Annotated in this window: 16 protein-coding genes; 15 read left to right on the top strand and 1 reads right to left on the bottom strand. The window is 41.6% G+C overall.

Features of this window, described 5'->3' with window-relative positions:
* The 11 genes from NML69_RS06505 (at nt 1) to NML69_RS06455 (ending at nt 10,569) form a co-directional block, all read left to right on the top strand.
* A complete protein-coding gene (locus NML69_RS06505) occupies nt 1-876 on the top strand; it encodes a DUF4300 family protein (RefSeq protein ID WP_254725846.1) in 876 nt (291 codons plus the stop codon).
* A gap of 21 nt (nt 877-897) precedes the next feature.
* Entirely contained in the window at nt 898-1,080 is a 183-nt protein-coding gene (locus tag NML69_RS06500; protein WP_071850986.1) for a hypothetical protein, read from the top strand.
* Nucleotides 1,081-1,152: 72 nt separating this feature from the next.
* Nucleotides 1,153-1,659: a YfbM family protein gene (locus tag NML69_RS06495; protein WP_254725844.1), complete on the top strand. Its 507-nt coding sequence runs from the start codon at nt 1,153-1,155 to the stop codon at nt 1,657-1,659.
* 178 nt (nt 1,660-1,837) lie between these two features.
* Nucleotides 1,838-2,392, top strand: a complete 555-nt coding sequence (locus NML69_RS06490) for a hypothetical protein (RefSeq protein ID WP_254725843.1) — start codon at nt 1,838-1,840, stop codon at nt 2,390-2,392.
* A gap of 623 nt (nt 2,393-3,015) precedes the next feature.
* Nucleotides 3,016-4,476, top strand: coding sequence for an aminotransferase class I/II-fold pyridoxal phosphate-dependent enzyme (locus tag NML69_RS06485; RefSeq protein WP_254725841.1), 1,461 nt, complete (start codon nt 3,016-3,018; stop codon nt 4,474-4,476).
* Nucleotides 4,477-5,337, top strand: a complete 861-nt coding sequence (gene speE / locus NML69_RS06480; protein ID WP_088788452.1) for a polyamine aminopropyltransferase — start codon at nt 4,477-4,479, stop codon at nt 5,335-5,337.
* Nucleotides 5,334-6,593, top strand: a complete 1,260-nt coding sequence (locus NML69_RS06475) for a saccharopine dehydrogenase family protein (protein WP_254725839.1) — start codon at nt 5,334-5,336, stop codon at nt 6,591-6,593. Before speE ends, NML69_RS06475 begins: the two co-directional genes overlap by 4 nt.
* The gene (nspC, locus tag NML69_RS06470) at nt 6,593-7,720 is read left to right on the top strand and encodes a carboxynorspermidine decarboxylase (RefSeq protein WP_254725837.1); all 1,128 of its coding nucleotides are present in this window, start codon (nt 6,593-6,595) and stop codon (nt 7,718-7,720) included. Before NML69_RS06475 ends, nspC begins: the two co-directional genes overlap by 1 nt.
* Nucleotides 7,717-8,802, top strand: coding sequence for an agmatine deiminase (aguA, locus tag NML69_RS06465; RefSeq protein ID WP_254725834.1), 1,086 nt, complete (start codon nt 7,717-7,719; stop codon nt 8,800-8,802). The genes nspC and aguA overlap by 4 nt, the downstream gene beginning before the upstream one ends.
* Before the next feature lie 9 nt (nt 8,803-8,811).
* Nucleotides 8,812-9,687 (top strand): N-carbamoylputrescine amidase, encoded by an 876-nt coding sequence (aguB, locus tag NML69_RS06460; RefSeq protein WP_254725832.1) that lies wholly within the window; start codon nt 8,812-8,814, stop codon nt 9,685-9,687.
* 144 nt (nt 9,688-9,831) lie between these two features.
* Entirely contained in the window at nt 9,832-10,569 is a 738-nt protein-coding gene (locus NML69_RS06455) for a TraX family protein (RefSeq protein WP_254725830.1), read from the top strand.
* A 45-nt stretch (nt 10,570-10,614) separates the two neighbouring features.
* Here the strand turns inward: NML69_RS06455 and NML69_RS06450 are convergent, their stop codons facing one another.
* Nucleotides 10,615-11,424, bottom strand: a complete 810-nt coding sequence (locus NML69_RS06450; protein ID WP_254725829.1) for a Cof-type HAD-IIB family hydrolase — start codon at nt 11,422-11,424, stop codon at nt 10,615-10,617.
* 275 nt (nt 11,425-11,699) lie between these two features.
* On the opposite strand from NML69_RS06450, the gene NML69_RS06445 reads away from it, so the two are divergent.
* The 4 genes from NML69_RS06445 (at nt 11,700) to addA (ending at nt 19,703) form a co-directional block, all read left to right on the top strand.
* Complete coding sequence (locus NML69_RS06445; RefSeq protein WP_213988535.1) at nt 11,700-11,921, top strand: SP_0924 family bacteriocin-like peptide; 222 nt, start codon at nt 11,700-11,702, stop codon at nt 11,919-11,921.
* Nucleotides 11,922-11,974: 53 nt separating this feature from the next.
* Nucleotides 11,975-12,646 (top strand): CPBP family intramembrane glutamic endopeptidase, encoded by a 672-nt coding sequence (locus NML69_RS06440; RefSeq protein WP_254725828.1) that lies wholly within the window; start codon nt 11,975-11,977, stop codon nt 12,644-12,646.
* Nucleotides 12,647-12,777: 131 nt separating this feature from the next.
* Complete coding sequence (gene rexB / locus NML69_RS06435; protein ID WP_254725826.1) at nt 12,778-16,053, top strand: ATP-dependent nuclease subunit B; 3,276 nt, start codon at nt 12,778-12,780, stop codon at nt 16,051-16,053.
* Nucleotides 16,050-19,703 (top strand): helicase-exonuclease AddAB subunit AddA, encoded by a 3,654-nt coding sequence (gene addA / locus NML69_RS06430; protein ID WP_254725824.1) that lies wholly within the window; start codon nt 16,050-16,052, stop codon nt 19,701-19,703. The genes rexB and addA overlap by 4 nt, the downstream gene beginning before the upstream one ends.
* The last annotated feature ends 15 nt before the right edge of the window (nt 19,704-19,718 follow it).

Here is a 19,718-nt window from a genome sequence, read left to right as displayed (position 1 = left end):
ATGAAACGAACGAGAAAAGTAGTAGCCTTAGGACTGTGTTTGCCCTTATTACTTGGACTAATTGCTTGTCACCAAAATAATACGAGGACTGAAGCTGCAAATAAGACACAGACCAGTTCAGATAAAGTTCCTTGGACGGCTTCATATACCAATCTAAACAGTCAAGTAAGTTCCGAAGAGGTCAAATCTCTCTTATCAGCTCACTTGGATCCAAATAGTGTTGAGGCATTTTTCAATCTTGTCACAGACTATAATGCGACAGTCGGCTCCACTGGCTTAAGTGGTGATTTTGCCTCCTTTACAAAAACAGAATATGACGTAGAGAAAATTAGCAATCTCTGGAATCAAAAAAAGGGTGACTTTGTCGGGACCAACTGCCGTATCAATAGCTATGCGCTCTTAAAAAATTCGGTCACAATCCCAACACTTGAAAAGAATGATCAGCTTCTTTTTGTGGATAACGATGCTATCGATAAGGGAAAGCTATTTGATGCGAAAGACAAGGAAGAATTTGATATTCTATTTTCTAGGGTGGAGACGGAAGCAACGACGGATGTAAAAGTTCACGCGCAGAAGATGGAGAAATTCTTCTCCCAGTTTCAATTCAATGACAAAGCTCGAATGTTGTCTGTTGTTTTGCATGATAATTTGGATGGAGAGTTTCTTTTTGTCGGGCACGTTGGTGTTTTAGTGCCAGCTGATGATGGTTTCTTATTTGTAGAGAAACTGACTTTTGAAGAGCCTTATCAAGCTATTAAGTTTGAGAGCAAGGAGGATTGTTACAAGTATTTAGCTACAAAGTATGCGGATTACACTGGTGACGGATTAGCTAAGCCTTTTATCATGGATAATGAAAAGTGGGTTGAAGGTTATTAAGATAGGCAAAGGAGAAGTAATATGGAGACTGTAATAGCGCTTTTAGTTCTCATTTTTATCGGATTCTGGGCTATAAACATTCTCAAGCCTCGTAAGGCAAATAAAAAGGAAAGATTTATTGGCTATATGCAGCGCTATGATATAGATGGTGAGGGCTATCAGTCAGAAGTCTGGGAAGTGATAGAAGATGAGAATGAGAAATAAGGAGGAGAGTCCAAAAACACTAGATATCTTGCCTTTTTCAAGAAAGGGGACTAACTAATTGGAGGAAACATTATGGGAATGATTGCTAATTATCAATATCTATCTGACAATGAATTAAGCCAAATAAAGCGGTATTCTTGTCAGGAAGAGGATTTGCTTGACATAGTAGATGATTATCCTGAGGGAAATGATACGTTGATAGATATTGACAAAATGTGGGATGCCTTACTCTTTGTTATGACAGGTTTTAGTAGTTCAGAATTTATGGATGACGATCCCTTGAGAGAAGCTGTCTTGGGAGTAACTCCTTTAGAAAAGGTATCAGAGTATGTGGCTTATACTGAACACTCAAAGATAGCTGAGATTGTTCAAGCTTTATTGAATTTTGACGTGGATAGGGCTCTAGCTAACTTTAGCATGGAAGCATGCAAGAAGGCAGATTTGTATCCCGATATTTGGGATTATCTTGATGAAGAGGAAGAAATCAAGGATGATATTCGAACCTGCTTTGTGAAAATGAAGAACTTTTATAAGAAAATATTAACTCTCAAGGGAAATGTCCTAGTGACTATTGGTTAAGTACTTTTACCAACTGTTAGTCAGGTGCGTGATGAATGCACATTTATAAAATCAAACATCTGATAATTTGTCTGCTGAAGGAAATATTCCACAGTATAGTCAGACGGAATATATAGAAATAGGTTATAGAATTTGTAAGCATAATAGATTTTAAGCTTTAAGATGGAGGACTAAAGAGATGGGAAGAATTGAATGGGAAAATGCCAAGACACGTTTAGATGCCTTGCTTGTTATTGATGAGTATCGAACAGATCCAAATGAGACCTGGCTTCGATTGATCGTTAAGACTGAGGGAAGCTATGGGGTTCGTTACCTTATCGACAATGGTTCTGGTGATTCTCTAGATGTAATCTTTACTGATAAAATCATCCTTATAAAGGGCTTTGATCATGAAAGCAGTTTGAGTCAATTTGCTGCGGATGAGTGGAATCAAGACATCATAGACGGATTTTATAAAGGACTGGATGAAAAGTATCAAAACCTTTACTCAGAAGAGCAAAAAGATGAAACAACCTTCTTTATCTGGTATGACGGACAAGAGCATCAAAATAGCTACCAAGATCAGGACGGTGGCGAATGGTTATTATCCTATTTCTTTGACAGTTTTGAGAAATTTCATGAGTTTGTAGAGTACTATTATTCAATTACCGTAGATGAGGACTTACTTAGAAAACTTTACAAACAAGGACAGCTTTCAAAAGTAGAATTGGAGCAGTTGATTCACACTTCCTAGCTAGAAATGTGTATAAAATCTGATGAAAAGAACTGATTTTCAATATCAAGTCATACTTGAAGAATGATTAAAGTAATAATGGTTGTAGTTCATTTTTTCTTATACAGATAACGGTTTAAAGCGATTTCTTTTTTACTGTTGAATAATATTTTGCGAACAAAAAACGAAATTCTTTAAAAAAGTTTCATAAAAAACCTTTACAAGAACTTATAAACATGATATAGTTATAAGGCTTAGAAAATGAGATGATGTTTTCTAGCAAATATAAACCCGAGTAGAAAATGCCTACGGACAGGCAGGGTTGAATGCCGAAGCGTGGTTGAAAAGCCACATTATTGATAGGGTTAAAAGCCTACTTTTATAAGTTGATGTTAGGACGCTTGTCCTAATTCATAAATTTTTAGTGTGGTGAAAGCACACGTCATCTTGTGAAACGATCAATAAAGTACGTAATATTTGCTACTAGAGAGTTAGGAAACATCAGGAACAGACATACTCAACAGAAACCAAAATACACACGTCAGAAGATTGCAGGGCAGGTGAAAACCTGCTCTTTTTTCATAAGTCAACCTTTAGCGCCTTTATCTTCTTGAGGTGCTAAAAATACGGTAAAGGAGTATGTCTTGAAGAAGTTAGATCAAAACCAAGCCCCAATTTATGAGGCCTTGGTCAAACTACGCAAGAAAAGGATTGTCCCCTTTGATGTGCCTGGTCACAAGCGTGGGCGGGGAAATCCAGAACTTGTCGAACTGTTAGGAGAAAAATGTGTTGGCATTGATGTCAATTCGATGAAACCCTTGGATAATCTTGGTCATCCCATTTCGATTATTCGAGATGCGGAGGAGTTGGCAGCAGATGCATTTGGTGCAGCCCATGCCTTTCTCATGATTGGTGGAACAACTTCATCGGTGCAGACTATGATTCTTTCCACCTGTAAGGCAGGAGATAAGATTATTCTACCGAGAAATGTCCATAAATCTGCCATCAATGCGCTGGTTCTATGTGGTGCCATTCCAATCTATATCGAGATGAGTGTAGATCCTAAAATCGGCATCGCTTTAGGTCTTGAAAATGACCGTGTTGCGCAGGCAATTAAGGAGCATCCAGATGCCAAGGCCATTTTGATTAACAATCCTACTTACTATGGAATTTGTTCAGACCTCAAGGGTTTAACGGAAATGGCTCATGAAGCTGGCATGATGGTTTTAGTAGATGAAGCCCACGGAGCGCATTTGCATTTCACAGATAAACTTCCAATTTCTGCTATGGATGCAGGTGCTGATATGGCGGCGGTCTCTATGCATAAGTCTGGTGGGAGTTTGACTCAGAGCTCCATTTTACTTATCGGGGAGCAGATGAACCCTGAGTACGTTCGTCAGATCATTAACCTGACCCAGTCTACATCTGCATCTTACCTACTTATGGCTAGTTTGGATATTTCTCGACGAAATTTGGCCCTTCGTGGTAAAGAGTCTTTTGAGAAAGTCATTGAGCTCTCCGAGTACGCTCGTCGTGAAATCAATGCTATCGGTGGTTACTATGCCTACTCAAAAGAGCTCATAGACGGTGTCTTGGTTTGTGATTTTGATGTGACCAAGCTGTCAGTTTATACTAAGGGAATTGGGCTAACAGGTATCGAGGTTTATGACCTCCTACGAGACGAATACGATATTCAGATTGAATTCGGGGATATTGGCAATATATTGGCCTATATTTCGATTGGTGACCGTATCCAAGACATTGAACGCTTGGTCGGTGCTTTGGCTGATATCAAGAGACTTTACTCAAGAGATGGAAAAGATTTGATTGCTGGAGAATATATCCAGCCTGAGTTGGTCCTATCTCCTCAGGAAGCCTTTTATTCAGAGAGAAGAAGTTTTACCTTGGATGAGTCTGTTGGACAGGTCTGTGGGGAATTTGTCATGTGCTATCCTCCAGGCATCCCAATCCTAGCACCAGGTGAACGCATTACACGAGAAATTGTAGACTATGTCCAATTTGCCAAAGAACGTGGTTGCTCCCTCCAAGGGACGGAAGATCCAGAGGTCAATCACATCAACGTCATTAAGAGAAAGGAGAACTAGATGGATTTATGGTTTTCTGAAGTTCATACTCCAGATGTGAAATTGTCCTTGAGAACTGCCAAGCAACTCTATGCTGGAAAAAGTGAATGGCAGGATATCGAAGTCTTGGATACGCCAGCTTTTGGAAAAATACTGATTTTAAATGGGCATGTCTTGTTCTCAGATGCGGATGATTTTGTCTACAACGAAATGACCGTCCACGTGCCCATGGCTGTGCATCCTAATCCAAAGAAAGTATTGGTTATTGGTGGTGGTGACGGGGGTGTTGCCCAAGTATTAACCCTCTATCCTGAACTGGAGCAAATCGATATTGTGGAACCAGATGAGATGTTGGTTGAGGTCTGTCGTGAGTATTTCCCAGACTTTGCTGCAGGGCTAGATGATTCTCGTGTTACCATTTACTACCAAAATGGTCTTCGCTTTTTGCGAAACTGCGAAGATGACTACGATATTATCATCAACGATGCGACAGATCCATTTGGACATACGGAAGGGCTCTTTACCAAGGAATTTTACGGTAACAGTTACAGAGCTCTCAAAGAAGATGGCATCATGATCTATCAGCATGGGAGTCCCTTCTTTGACGAGGATGAGTCAGCTTGTCGAAGTATGCACCGCAAGGTCAATCAAGCCTTTCCAATCAGTCGGGTCTATCAGGCTCATATCCCAACCAGTCCAGCTGGCTATTGGTTGTTTGGATTTGCATCTAAAAAATACCACCCTGTTAAAGATTTTGACAAGGAAGGCTGGAAAAAACGCCAGCTTTTCACGGAATACTATACTGCAAACTTACACGTTGGAGCCTTTATGCTGCCCAAGTATGTAGAAGACATTTTAGAAGAAGAGGAAGGAAAAAAATGAGTCGTTTATTAGTTATTGGATGTGGGGGCGTTGCCCAAGTTGCTATTTCAAAGATTTGCCAAGATAGCGAAACCTTTACAGAGATTATGATTGCTAGCCGCACCAAGTCAAAATGTGATGACTTGAAAGCTAAATTAGAAGGCACAACAAGTACAAAGATTGAGACAGCTGCTCTTGATGCAGACAAGGTAGAAGAAGTGATTGCCTTGATTGAAAGCTACAAACCAGAAGCCGTTTTGAACGTAGCGCTACCATACCAAGACTTAACTATTATGGATGCTTGTTTAGCAACAGGTGTCCACTATATTGACACAGCCAACTATGAGGCAGAGGACACAGAAGATCCAGAATGGCGTGCCATTTATGAGAAACGTTGCAAGGAACTAGGTTTTACAGCCTATTTTGACTACTCATGGCAGTGGGCTTACCAAGAAAAATTCAAAGAAGCCGGCTTAACTGCTCTTCTTGGTTCAGGTTTTGACCCAGGTGTAACCAGCGTTTTTTCAGCTTACGCCCTTAAACATTATTTTGATGAAATCCACTATATCGACATTCTAGACTGTAATGGTGGTGACCACGGTTATCCATTTGCGACAAACTTTAACCCAGAAATCAACCTACGTGAGGTTTCTGCGCCAGGTTCTTACTGGGAAGATGGAAAATGGATCGAAGTCGAAGCCATGTCAATCAAGCGTGAGTATGATTTCCCTCAAGTTGGTCAAAAAGACATGTATCTCCTTCACCACGAAGAAATTGAATCATTGGCCAAAAACATTCCTGGAGTCAAACGGATTCGTTTCTTTATGACCTTTGGGCAATCTTATCTAACGCACATGAAATGCTTGGAAAATGTCGGACTCCTTCGTACGGATACCATTAACTTTAACGGTCAAGAAATTGTGCCAATCCAATTCTTGAAAGCCTTGCTTCCAGACCCTGCAAGCCTTGGTCCACGAACAGTTGGAAAAACCAATATCGGCTGTATCTTTACAGGTGTCAAAGATGGCGTTGAAAAGACTATCTATATCTACAATGTTTGCGACCATCAGGAATGTTACGCAGAAGTTGGTTCACAAGCCATTTCTTACACGACTGGTGTTCCAGCCATGATTGGGACCAAATTAGTGATGAATGGTACTTGGAAACAACCTGGGGTTTACAACCTTGAAGAATTGGATCCAGATCCATTTATGGAAGCTTTGAATAAATACGGCTTGCCTTGGGTTGTGGTTGAAAATCCACAAATGGTGGACTAATGAAGTTAGAACAAGTACCAACACCTTCTTATATCATTGACTTAGGAAAATTAGAAGAGAATTGTCGCATTCTACAAGAAGTCCAAGAAAAAGCCGGTTGTAAGGTGTTGCTAGCTCAGAAAGCCTATTCCCTCTATAAAACCTATCCTTTGATTAGTCAGTATCTGTCAGGTACGACGGCTAGTGGTCTTTATGAAGCTAAGTTAGCTAGAGAAGAGTTTCCGGGGGAAGTCCATGTCTTTGCGCCTGCTTTCAAGGATGCAGACTTAGAGGAATTGCTGGAGATAACGGACCATATCGTCTTTAACTCAGAGAGACAGTTGCGTAAACACGGTCCTCGTTGCCGAGAGGCTGGTATTAGTGTCGGTTTGCGCCTCAATCCTCAGTGTTCCACTCAAGGAGATCACGCGCTCTATGATCCTTGTGCACCTGGATCGCGTTTTGGAGTCACTATAGACAAGATTCCTAGTGATTTGCTGGACTTGGTGGATGGTCTTCATTTTCATACCCTTTGCGAGCAGGGGGCGGATGATTTAGAGACAACTTTGAAAGCTGTAGAAGAACAGTTTGGACCTTATTTACATGAGGTCAAATGGCTCAATATGGGTGGCGGCCACCACATAACGAGAGAAGACTATGATGTGGATTTGCTGATTTCTGAAATCAAGCGTATCCGAGAAACTTACAATCTTGAAGTCTATATCGAACCGGGTGAAGCTATTGCGCTCAATGCGGGTTATCTAGCAACTGAAGTATTGGACATTGTCGAAAACGATATGGATATTTTGGTTTTAGATGCCTCCGCGACCTGCCATATGCCAGATGTACTTGAGATGCCCTATCGTCCACCTTTGAGAAATGGATTTGAACCGCAGGAAAAAGCCCATACCTATAGACTTTCTTCCAATACCTGTCTGACGGGTGATGTGATTGGTGATTATAGTTTTGAAAATCCAGTCCAAATCGGTGATAGACTTTACTTTGAAGACATGGCAATCTACTCCTTTGTCAAAAATAATACCTTTAACGGTATTGGCTTGCCAAGTCTCTATCTTATGGACGAGCAGGGTGACTGCAGCTTAGTCAAAGCCTTTGGCTATCAAGATTTTAAAGGGAGATTATCATGATGGACAGTCCAAAGAAATTAGGCTATCGTATGCCAGCAGAGTATGAACCTCATCATGGTACCCTCATGATCTGGCCGACTCGACCAGGTTCATGGCCCTTCCAAGGTAAGGCTGCAAAAAAAGCATTTAGCCAAATCATCAATACCATAGCCGAAGGGGAAACCGTTTATCTCTTGGTGGAGCAGGACTATCAATCTGAAGCCCAATCCTATCTCGGAGACAAGGTCGTTTATCTAGATATTCCTACCAATGATGCCTGGGCCCGTGATACGGGTCCGACCATTCTCGTCAATGAAAAAAGAGAAAAGTTGGCAGTCGATTGGTCTTTTAATGCATGGGGTGGCGCTGTGGATGGTCTTTATCAAGATTATGAAGAGGATGACCAAGTAGCCAGTCGCCTTGCTGAGGCCTTGGAAATTCCTGTTTACGATGCCAAACCTTTTGTACTGGAAGGAGGAGCGATACACAGCGATGGTCAAGGAACCATTCTTGTGACTGAAAGTTGCTTACTCAGTCCTGGACGCAATCCCCACCTGTCTAAAGAGCAAATTGAAAACACCTTATTAGAGAGCCTTGGCGCTGAAAAAGTTGTCTGGCTTCCTTATGGTATTTATCAGGACGAAACCAATGAACACGTTGACAATGTTGCCGCCTTTGTTGGTCCTGCGGAACTTGTCTTGGCTTGGACAGATGATCAAAACGATCCTCAACATGCCATGTCAGCAGCTGACCTTGAGCTTTTAGAAAAAGAAACGGATGCAAAAGGTCGTCACTTCACTATTCATAAATTGCCAATCCCAGCTCTTCATCAAGTTGTAACCGAAGAGGATTTGCCAGGCTACATCTATGAAGAAGGAGAAGAGGAGCGTTATGAGGGCGAGCGCCTTGCAGCTTCCTATGTCAATTTTTATATTGCCAACAAGGCTGTCTTAGTTCCACAGTTTGAGGATGTAAACGACCAAGTGGCTTTAGATATTCTCAGCAAGTGTTTCCCAGACCGTAAAGTTGTCGGAATACCAGCCAGAGATATTCTCTTGGGTGGCGGCAATATCCACTGTATTACCCAACAAATCCCAGAATAGGAGAAAAAAATGAGAAATGTAAGAGTTGCAGCGATCCAGATGCAATGTGCCAAGGATGTGGCAACAAATATCCAAACAGCGGAACGTTTAGTTCGACAAGCTGCAAAGCAAGGAGCCCAAATTATTCTCTTACCTGAATTATTTGAACGTCCCTATTTCTGTCAGGAACGCCAGTATGACTACTACCAGTATGCCCAGTCGGTGACAGAAAATACAGCCATTCAGCATTTTAAGGTGATTGCTAAGGATCTACAGGTTGTTTTACCGATCAGTTTCTATGAAAAAGATGGTAATGTCTTATACAATTCTATTGCTGTCATTGATGCAGATGGTGAGGTTCTTGGCGTTTATCGGAAGACCCACATACCAGATGACCATTATTATCAAGAAAAGTTTTATTTCACGCCTGGTAACACTGGTTTCAAGGTCTGGGATACTCGTTATGCTAAGATTGGAATTGGTATCTGTTGGGATCAATGGTTCTCTGAAACAGCGCGCTGTCTTGCGTTGAATGGGGCAGAATTTCTCTTTTACCCAACAGCTATCGGTTCAGAACCGATTTTGGATACAGATAGTTGTGGTCACTGGCAACGTACTATGCAAGGACACGCAGCAGCAAATATTGTCCCAGTCATTGCAGCCAATCGTTATGGTTTGGAGGAAGTCACTCCTAGCGAGGAAAATGGTGGACAAAGTTCCAGTCTTGACTTCTATGGTTCCTCCTTTATGACGGATGAAACAGGAGCTATTCTAGAGAGAGCTGAAAGGCAAGGTGAGGCTGTTCTGTTAGCAACTTATGACCTAGACAAGGGAGCAAGTGAACGCCTAAACTGGGGCTTGTTTCGAGATAGAAGACCAGAAATGTACCAACGGATTACGGACTAGAAGGTATCTTTCATAATAAATTTTTGATATTCACGCCTGTCTTACAAAAATGTAAGATAGGCTTTTTAAATGTAAGATAGGTGTACGATTATACGTGGAGATGTATGCTATACTCTATGTAGATCAAAAAGAAAGAGGTTTATTATGAAAAAATGGAATGCGACGCAGTTGAAGTATCTGATGGCGGCAGTAATGGTTCTAGACCATATCCCTCATATCACCGGAATCGTTTCTCCTCTGTGGGAAGGTATTTTCCACGCGATGACTCGTTGTGTAGGAGTTTGGTTTGCCTATATGGCTATGGAAGGATTCATCCATACTCAAAATTTGAAAAACTACCTCATCCGCCTTTGGAGTTGGGCGTTTATTATGTTTGCTGGAAATAGCCTACTCAACGCCCTATTTGCATCCAAAGGAGTAATGGTCAATAATAACATTTTCCTGACTTTGGCCATCGGTGTTACCATGCTTTGGATTGGTTTTCCCAGAAAAGAGCTGGATAAAAAAGAGAAGTTGTGGCGTCGGATTGGGGTTGCTGGTCTCTTGATTTTCGGTTGTCTTTTTACTGAGGATGGTATCACCATGCTACCATTTCTCTTGATTAGTTACTCTTGTCGAAATCGCAAGGGATTGCGAAATCTCCTCTATGCTTTTCTGTGGGCCTTCTTGTTAGTGACTTCCATCCAAATTTACGACACTTGGCACCAAACACTGGAAATGATGCTTTACAATTCTGACTGGCTCTTTATCACCGTATTTCCTTTTATGGCCTTGTATAATGGACAGCGAGGAAAAGAAACTAGTTGGAGTAAATATTTCTTTTATATTTTCTACCCAGCTCATCTATGGATCATAACTTTGATTGCTTATTTGGTTAAATAGCAAAAAAGCAAATAGAAGTATTGACTGTCTATTTGCTTTTCTTATTTATAAAATATACTTCTCAATGGCACGCGCAACGCCGTCTTCTTCGTTGCTGGTTGTAACGTCATTGGCTAAGGATTTGACATAATCACTGGCATTTCCCATAGCAATGCCAAGCCCTGCAAACTGAAGCATTTCGATATCGTTATTGGCATCGCCCATGGCCATAATTTCTGAGGGCTCGATCTTCAAGATCTGAGCTAGACGTGAAAGAGCAGTAGCCTTGGTCGTTCCAAGGGGCATTGCTTCGTAAATGACAGGCTGCGAACGAACGCCGCTAAATCGTTGGCAGAGTTCCTCAGCGAACCGCTGCTCAAAATCGTCTGTTTGCTCTTTTGTTCCTAAAAACATACCTTGGAACATCCGATACTTGCCACTAGTCGCGTCTTCAAGGGAGATTTCAGTCAGGTCTGAAAAGACTAGCTTGGCATCATTTTGAACAATTTGATTAGGCTTGCCACCGAGAACAAAATAATGTTTCTCATCAAAAAGAGTCAACTGGACGTCGCTTTTGTCTGCTAAGTCATAGAGGTATTCAATGTCAGCTGGACTGAGTTCTTGCCAGTCAACTAGACTCCAGTCACTGGTCTGGTGAGTTGAACAACCGTTATTAACAATGACATATTCATTCTGGAGGTCCAGTCCTAGTTTTTTATAGTAGGGAAGGACACCGAAAAGCGGGCGACCTGTACAGAGAACCAGTTTGACACCTTTTTCAATAGCTTGGTGAATGGCAGTGATGTGGGCTTGCGGGATTTCCTTGGCTTCATTAAGGAGGGTTCCGTCCATATCCAAGGCTAGTAGTTTAATCATAAGACTTCCTTTTCTAGGTGTTTTGCTTTTATTATAGCATATTTTAGAAAAAATCAGGCTAAAAGTTTAGGGGGTGATTGATTACACAGTTTAGGACGTTTCGATGACAATTCAAGATTTGAAGAGGATATTTTGCAAAGATGTGCTATACTAAACTTGTCAAAGTTGCAACTAGACAAACATAAAAAACTAACTTAAAACATAATAGTTTTTTTGTAAGTAGTTATGAGTAGCAGATTACTCAACTAATCTGAACAATAATGGAGGAATACATCATGGTTTTAATGAAAAAAAATATAAATCTAACAAATGAAGAATTAGAGCTGATACAAGGTGGAGCAGATCCCTATGGTAAAAATCTTAATGGTAGATATGATTGGGAAATAGAACCAGTATTAACTCTGCCGGTTCATGGATTTTGTCCCAGAGGCACCTATGATTTAGGATATATTGGAGGAGGCAATCATCTTTGCAAAGGAAGTGCTGCGAGATTTTAAGTAAAATTTATTAGTAATATGAAGAGACGAGGGGAGAAAAGCTGAGGTACAATATGAAAAAACGAAGTATCCAAATTTTACTAGCATTGTCCTTAATTTTTTACAAATCAACTTGGTTTTGGAGGCTTTTCAATCACCTCGCAAAGCCCTATCTACCAGCAAGTCGTGAGTTTTTTCAGATTATGCTTTTGATGGAGAGTGGTGTTCTTTTGTCAGCATTCATCTATCTACTAGTTTTTTCAGGAAAAAAGACTTTTCAATTCGAGTGGCAGCCGAGGTACTTTATCTACCTTTTACTGGGCTACATCATTTCGTATATGTCCGACTTCCTCTTGTCTTATTTCATCCCCTCGTCCTCGAATCAAATTTCTTTGAATGAAACGATAGAAATGATAGGGCGACAGGAATTACCCTATTTCTTGCTCATAGTTTGCTTCATCGGCCCTATTGCTGAGGAATTGATTTATCGCGGTGTGCTTATGACAACCTTTTTCAAAAACTCACCTTGGTACGGAGATATCTTGCTTTCTGCTATTATTTTCGGTTGTATTCATATCAATTTCGCTTTAACACCTCTTGCTTTTTTCATTTATGCTAGTGGAGGTCTTATTTTAGCCCTATTGTATCGCATGACTAAAAATCTCTACTATCCAATAGTACTTCATATCCTTATCAATATCACTGCCTTCTGGGACTTGTGGTTACTCCTATTTTCAGGAAGTTAGCTTACTGAAACAATGTCGGAATTTTCCGGCATTTTTCTTTTCAATAGATGAGCAAGAACCGATTATTTACAGGATTGCTTCATTAAAAAATGGTATAATAAAAGGTAATGAAAAATTCCAACGAGGCTGAGATGAAATTACTTTATACTGATATTCGGACTTCTTTGACTGAAATTTTAACGAGAGAGGCAGAAGAGCTAGTTGCTGCAGGCAAGCGGGTTTTCTACATCGCCCCCAACTCTCTTTCTTTTGAAAAGGAACGCGCCGTGCTGGAATGCTTGTCCCAGCAGGCTTCTTTTGCGATTACCGTCACGCGTTTCGCTCAAATGGCTCGTTACCTGGTCTTTAATGATTTGCCGACTAAAACTAGTCTAGATGACATCGGGCTTGGGATGGCTTTTTATAAGTTCCTTGCGGAACTTGATCCTAAAGAATTGCGAGTTTATGGTGCGATTAAGCAGGATCCTCAATTTATCCAGCAGTTGGTTGAACTTTATCATGAGATAACGACTGCTCAGATGAACTTTTTGGACTTGGAAAGTTTGACGGATGGGGATAAGCGGGCAGACTTACTCTTGATTTTTGAGAAAGTGACTGCCTATCTCAATCAAAGTCAGTTGGCTCAGGGAAGTCAGTTGTCCCATTTGATTGAGGCTATTGAAAATGGCAAGGTAAGTAGTGATTTTAGTCAGATTGCCTTGGTTATTGATGGATTTACCCGTTTTTCTGCCGAGGAAGAGCGTGTAGTGGATCTGCTTCATCGAAAAGGTGTCGAGATTGTCATTGGTGCTTATGCAAGCAAGAAAGCCTATATCAGTCCTTTCACTGAAGGCAATCTCTATCAAGCCAGTGTGGAATTCCTCCATCATTTGGGGGCAAAATACCAAACACCTGCTCAGGATCTTTCTCAGACACATGAGAAAATGGATAGTTTTGACAAGGCCTCTCGTTTGCTGGAATCTTCTTATGACTTCTCAGAGCTGACTTTGGAGATCGATGAGAAGGACCGAAAAAACCTGCAAATCTGGTCCTGCTTGACGCAAAAAGAGGGGTTGGAATTGGTAGCCCGTAGCATTCGTCAAAAATTACATGACCTTCCAGAACTGAGTTACAAGCATTTTCGTATTCTCTTGGGAGATGTAGCTTCTTATCAGTTATCCTTAAAGACCATTTTTGACCAGTACCAGATTCCTTTCTATCTAGGTAGAAGCGAATCCATGGCTCATCATCCCTTGACCCAGTATGTGGAGTCTATTTTACGTTTGAAACGCTACCGTTTTCGTCAAGAAGATTTGATTAATCTCCTCAGAACTGGTCTATATACTGACCTTAGTCAGGCTGATATTGATGCTTTTGAACAATATCTCCACTATCTTGGCATCAATGGCTTGCCAGCTTTTCAGCAGACCTTCACTAAATCCCACCATGGAAAGTTTGATTTGGAACGCTTGAACGCCATTCGTTTGCGAGTTTTGGCTCCTCTTGAAACCTTATTTGGCAGCCGTAAACAAAAGGCAGAAAATCTTTTGCAAAAGTGGAATAATTTTCTAAAAAATGCTGCTTTAAGCAAGCAGATGCAAGAATTGACAGCTACTATGGAAACTCTAGAACAGGAAAGACAAGCCGAAGTTTGGAAGGCTTTCTGCCATGTTTTAGAACAATTTGCAACCGTTTTTGCTGGTTCACAAGTTAGCCTGGAAGATTTCCTATCCTTGCTTCATTCTGGGATGAGCCTTTCTCAGTACCGTACTATTCCAGCAACAGTGGACACCGTTCTGGTGCAGAGTTACGATTTGATTGCGCCCTTAACGGCTGATTTTGTCTATGCCATTGGGCTGACTCAGGATCATTTACCAAAAATTGCGCAAAACACCAGCCTGTTAACAGACGAAGAAAGACAAAGCCTAAACCAAGCGACTGAAGAGGGAGCGCAATTACTGATTGCAAGTAGTGAAAACCTCAAGAAAAATCGCTACACCATGCTTTCTTTAGTTAATGCTGCCCGTAATCAGTTGATTTTGTCAGCTCCAAGTCTCCTCAATGAAAATGAGAGCAAGGAATCGGCCTATCTTCAGGAACTGGTGAGTTTTGGATTTAGCCGGATAGAGAAGAAGATTCATCACAAAGGTCTGTCTAAGGATGATATGGGTTCTTATCACAGTCTCTTGTCTAGTCTAGTTGCCTATCATCAGCAGAGTGAGACGAGTGATACTGAGCAAGATTTGACTTTTGTCAAGGTTCTGGCGCGTGTGATGGGGAAAAAACTTGATCAGAAAGGTCTTACAAATCCTGCACTCCCAACTAGTCCAAGCAGCAAACCATTAGAGAAAGAGACCTTGCAGGCTCTCTATCCAGCTGACAAGGAGTTTTACCTGTCTACGTCTGGTTTGACGGAGTTTTACCGTAACCAATACAGTTATTTCCTCCGTTATGTCTTAGGTTTGCAGGAAGAATTGCGCCTTCGTCCAGATGCTCGCAGTCACGGGAATTTCTTGCATCGTATTTTTGAACGTGCCTTGCAGTTACCTGACGAAGATTCCTTTGACCAACGTTTGGAACAGGCTATCCAAGAAACTGGTCAGGAACGGGAATTTGAAGCCATTTATCAAGAAAGTTTGGAAGCCCAGTTTACCAAGGAAGTTCTTCTTGATGTCGCTCGGACTACTGGCCACATCCTTCGTCATAATCCAGCCATCGAAACCATCCAAGAGGAAGCAACATTTGGTGGCAAAGACCAAGCATTTATTCAGCTGGATAACGGCCGTAATGTTTTTGTGCGAGGCAAGGTGGACCGCATTGACCGGCTGAAAGCTGATGGAGCGATAGGAGTAGTAGACTACAAGTCTAGTTTGACTCAGTTCCAGTTTCCTCATTTCTTTAATGGGCTTAATTCCCAACTGCCAACCTATCTTGCTGCACTTAAGGGAGAAGGAGAGCAGAACTTTTTCGGCGCTATGTACTTGGAAATGGCAGAGCCTGTCCAATCTTTATTAGCTGTTAAAAGTCTGGCAGGAGCAGTAGCAGAAGCCAGCAAATCTATGAAATACCAGGGACTCTTTTTAGAAAAAGAAAGCAGTCACTTGGGCGAATTTTACAACAAAAACAAGGCTAATCAGCTGACAGACGAGGAATTCCAGCTCTTATTGGACTACAATGCCCATCTTTACAAGAAGGCAGCTGAGAAGATTTTAGAAGGCCATTTTGCCATTAATCCATACACAGAAAACGGCAGAAGTATTGCCCCGTATGTCCAGCAACACCAAGCCATCACTGGATTTGAAGCCAATTACCACTTAGGACAAGCCCGTTTCCTAGAGAAGTTGGACTTAGCTGATGGCAAGCGTCTAGTTGGAGAAAAACTCAAGCAAGCTTGGTTTGAGAAAATGAGAGAGGAGTTGAATCGATGAAGCCCATTTCCTTTTTAACTGAGGAAGAGATTCAAAAACTGCAAGAAGCAGAAGCGAGTTCGAACAAGGAACAGAAGAAAACAGCTGAGCAAATCGAAGCCATTTATACCGCAGGGCAAAATATCCTTGTTTCAGCGTCTGCTGGTTCAGGGAAGACCTTTGTTATGGCCGAGCGCATTCTGGATCAGTTAGCGCGAGGTGTGGAAATCAGCCAACTCTTTATCTCGACCTTTACCGTCAAGGCTGCTACTGAACTAAAGGAGCGCTTGGAGAAAAAAATCAGCAAGCAAATCCAAGAAAGTAGAGATGTTGATCTCAAACAACACTTGGGACGTCAGTTGGCAGATCTGCCAAACGCGGCCATCGGAACTATGGACTCCTTCACACAAAAGTTCCTCGGTAAACATGGCTATCTGATTGATATTGCACCAAATTTCCGTATTCTACAAAATGAAAGTGAACAGTTAATCCTCAAAAACGAAGTTTTTCATCAGGTGTTTGAAGCCCATTACCCAGGTGAAAATAAAGAGACCTTTAGTCGTTTGGTGAAAAACTTTGCTGGGCGTGGCAAGGATGAACGTGGTCTGCGCCAGCAAGTCTACAAAATATATGATTTCCTCCAATCCACCAGCAGTCCCCAAAAATGGTTGAACGAGTCTTTTCTCAAAGGGTTTGAAGAAGCTGACTTTGTAATTGAAAAAGACAAATTAACTGAGCAAATCAAGCAGGCGCTTTGGGACTTGGAAAGTTTCTTTCGTTATCATCTGGATAACGATGCCAAGGAGTTTCCAAAAGCTGCCTATTTAGAAAATGTGCAGCTGGTTCTGGATGAAATTGGCTCCTTAAATCAAGAGTCCGATAGCCAGGCTTATCGAGCAGTGCTTGCACGTGTTGTTGCCATCTCTAAGGAGAAAAATGGTCGAGCTCTGGCTAACTCTAGTCGTAAGGCCGATTTGAAGACACTGGCTGATGCCTATAACGATGAAAGAAAGACCCTGTTTTCTAAACTAGGACAACTGGCGGACCAGATAACGATTCTCGACTACCAAGAACATTATCATGAAGATACTTGGGAGCTAGCTAAAACCTTCCAAACCTTTATGAGTGATTTTGTGGAGGCTTATCGTGAGCGTAAACGTTTGGAAAATGCCTTTGAATTCGCTGATATCAGCCATTACACCATTGAGATTTTAGAGAATTTCCCTAAAGTCCGCGAGGCTTATCAGGAACGATTTCATGAAGTCATGGTCGATGAGTATCAGGATACTAATCACATTCAAGAACGGATGCTGGAATTGCTGTCGAATGGTCACAATCGCTTTATGGTGGGAGATATCAAGCAATCCATCTACCGTTTCCGTCAGGCAGATCCCCAAATTTTCAATGAAAAATTCCAACGCTATGCGCAAAATCCTAAAGAAGGCAAGTTGATTCTTCTTAAGGAAAATTTCCGTAGTAGTTCAGAAGTGCTGTCTGCAACCAATGATGTTTTTGCACGCCTTATGGACCAAGAGGTCGGCGAAATCAACTATGATAGCATGCACCAGCTTGTTTTTGCCAATACCAAGCTGACTCCTAATCCAGACAACAAGGCAGAATTTCTCCTCTACGATAAGGACGATAGTGGGCAAGAGGAGGAAGAGAGCCAAACAGAATCGAAACTAACTGGTGAAATGCGTCTGGTCATCAAGGAAATCTTGAAGCTCCATCAAGAGAAAGGTGTAGCCTTTAAGGAAATTGCCCTTTTGACTTCCAGTCGCAGTCGAAATGACCAGATTCTACTCGCACTGTCTGAGTACGGAATTCCAGTTAAAACCGACGGTGAGCAAAACAACTATCTCCAATCCCTAGAAGTACAAGTCATGCTGGATACGCTTCGTGTCATCCACAATCCCCTGCAAGACTACGCCTTGGTTGCCCTTATGAAGTCCCCTATGTTTGGTTTTGATGAGGACGAGTTAGCACGTTTGTCCCTTCAGAAAGCAGAGGATAAAATCCAAGAAAATCTCTATGAGAAACTGGTCAATGCTCAAAAACAAGCAGCTAGCCAGAAAAACTTAATCCACACCGCTCTAGCTGAAAAACTAAATCAATTCATGAATATTTTAGATTCTTGGCGCTTGTATGCCAAAGTTCACTCACTCTACGACTTGATTTGGAAGATTTATAATGACCGTTTTTACTATGACTATGTTGGTGCTTTGCTCAATGGTCCAGCCAGACAAGCCAATCTTTATGCCCTAGCTCTGCGAGCAGACCAGTTTGAAAAGAGCAATTTCAAGGGTTTGTCTCGTTTTATCCGTATGATTGATCAGGTTTTGGATGCCCAGCATGATCTCGCAAGCGTAGCCGTCGCACCACCAAAAGACGCCGTAGAGCTCATGACCATTCACAAGAGTAAAGGTCTGGAGTTTCCTTATGTCTTTATCCTCAATATGGATCAGGACTTCAATAAGCAAGACTCGATGTCAGACGTCATTCTCAGCCGTCAAAATGGGCTTGGTGTCAAATACATTGCCAAGGTGGAAACAGGAGCAGTGGAAGCACACTATCCTGAAACCATCAAACTCTCCATTCCCAGCCTTACCTATACGCAGAATGAAGAAGAACTGCAATTGGCTAGCTACTCAGAGCAGATGCGTCTGCTGTATGTTGCCATGACACGGGCTGAGATAAAGCTTTATCTTGTCGGTAAGGGTTCTCGTGAAAAGCTGGAAGCTAAGGAATATCCAACAGCTGAAAACGGAAAACTAGATAGCAATACCAGACTTCAATCCAAGAATTTCCAAGATTGGATCTGGGCTATCAGCAAAGTATTTGCTAGAGACAATCTCAACTTTAGTTATCGTTTTGTTGGTGAAGACCAGTTGACTAGAGAAGCTATTGGTCAATTGGAAAACAAGAGTCCTCTCCAAGATAGTTCTCAAGCAGACAATCGTCAGTCAGAAACCATCAAAGAAGCCCTTGAAATGCTGAAAGAGGTGGAAGTTTATAATACTCTTCACCGCGCAGCCATTGAACTATCAAGTGTTCAAACCCCAAGCCAAATCAAGAAATTCTACGAACCCGTTATGGATATGGAAGGGGTACAAATTGCTAACCAAACTCAATCACCGGAAAAGCAAATCAGCTTTGATTTACCAGATTTTTCAACTAAAGAAAAGGTAACTGGAGCGGAGATTGGTAGTGCAACCCACGAACTGATGCAGAGAATTGACCTCAGTCAGCAACCAACACTTGCTAGTCTGGCAGAAACTCTCAAACAAGTTCAGACTAGTCCAGCTGTTAGAGACAAAATCAATCTTTCTAAAATCCTAGCTTTCTTTGACACATCACTTGGTCAGGAGATTCTTGGTAATACCAGCCATCTTTATCGCGAGCAACCTTTCTCCATGCTCAAACGCGACCAAAAGAGTCAGGAAGACTTTGTTGTTCGTGGAATCTTGGATGGCTATCTTCTTTATAAGGATCGTATCGTTCTTTTCGACTACAAAACAGACCGTTACGACGAACCAAGTCAACTCATAGACCGTTATCGTGGTCAGTTAGCGCTATACGGAGAGGCTTTATCACGAGCCTATTCTATTAAAAATATTGAAAAATACTTGATCTTACTTGGCAAAGACGAGGTTCAAGTTGTAAAAGTATAACCTAGAAAGGAGACC

It is taken from the genome of Streptococcus sp. CF8-6 (genome assembly GCF_024295845.1).
GTDB lineage: Bacteria > Bacillota > Bacilli > Lactobacillales > Streptococcaceae > Streptococcus > Streptococcus oralis_BO.
This window is presented reverse-complemented; position numbering and strand designations above follow the sequence as displayed.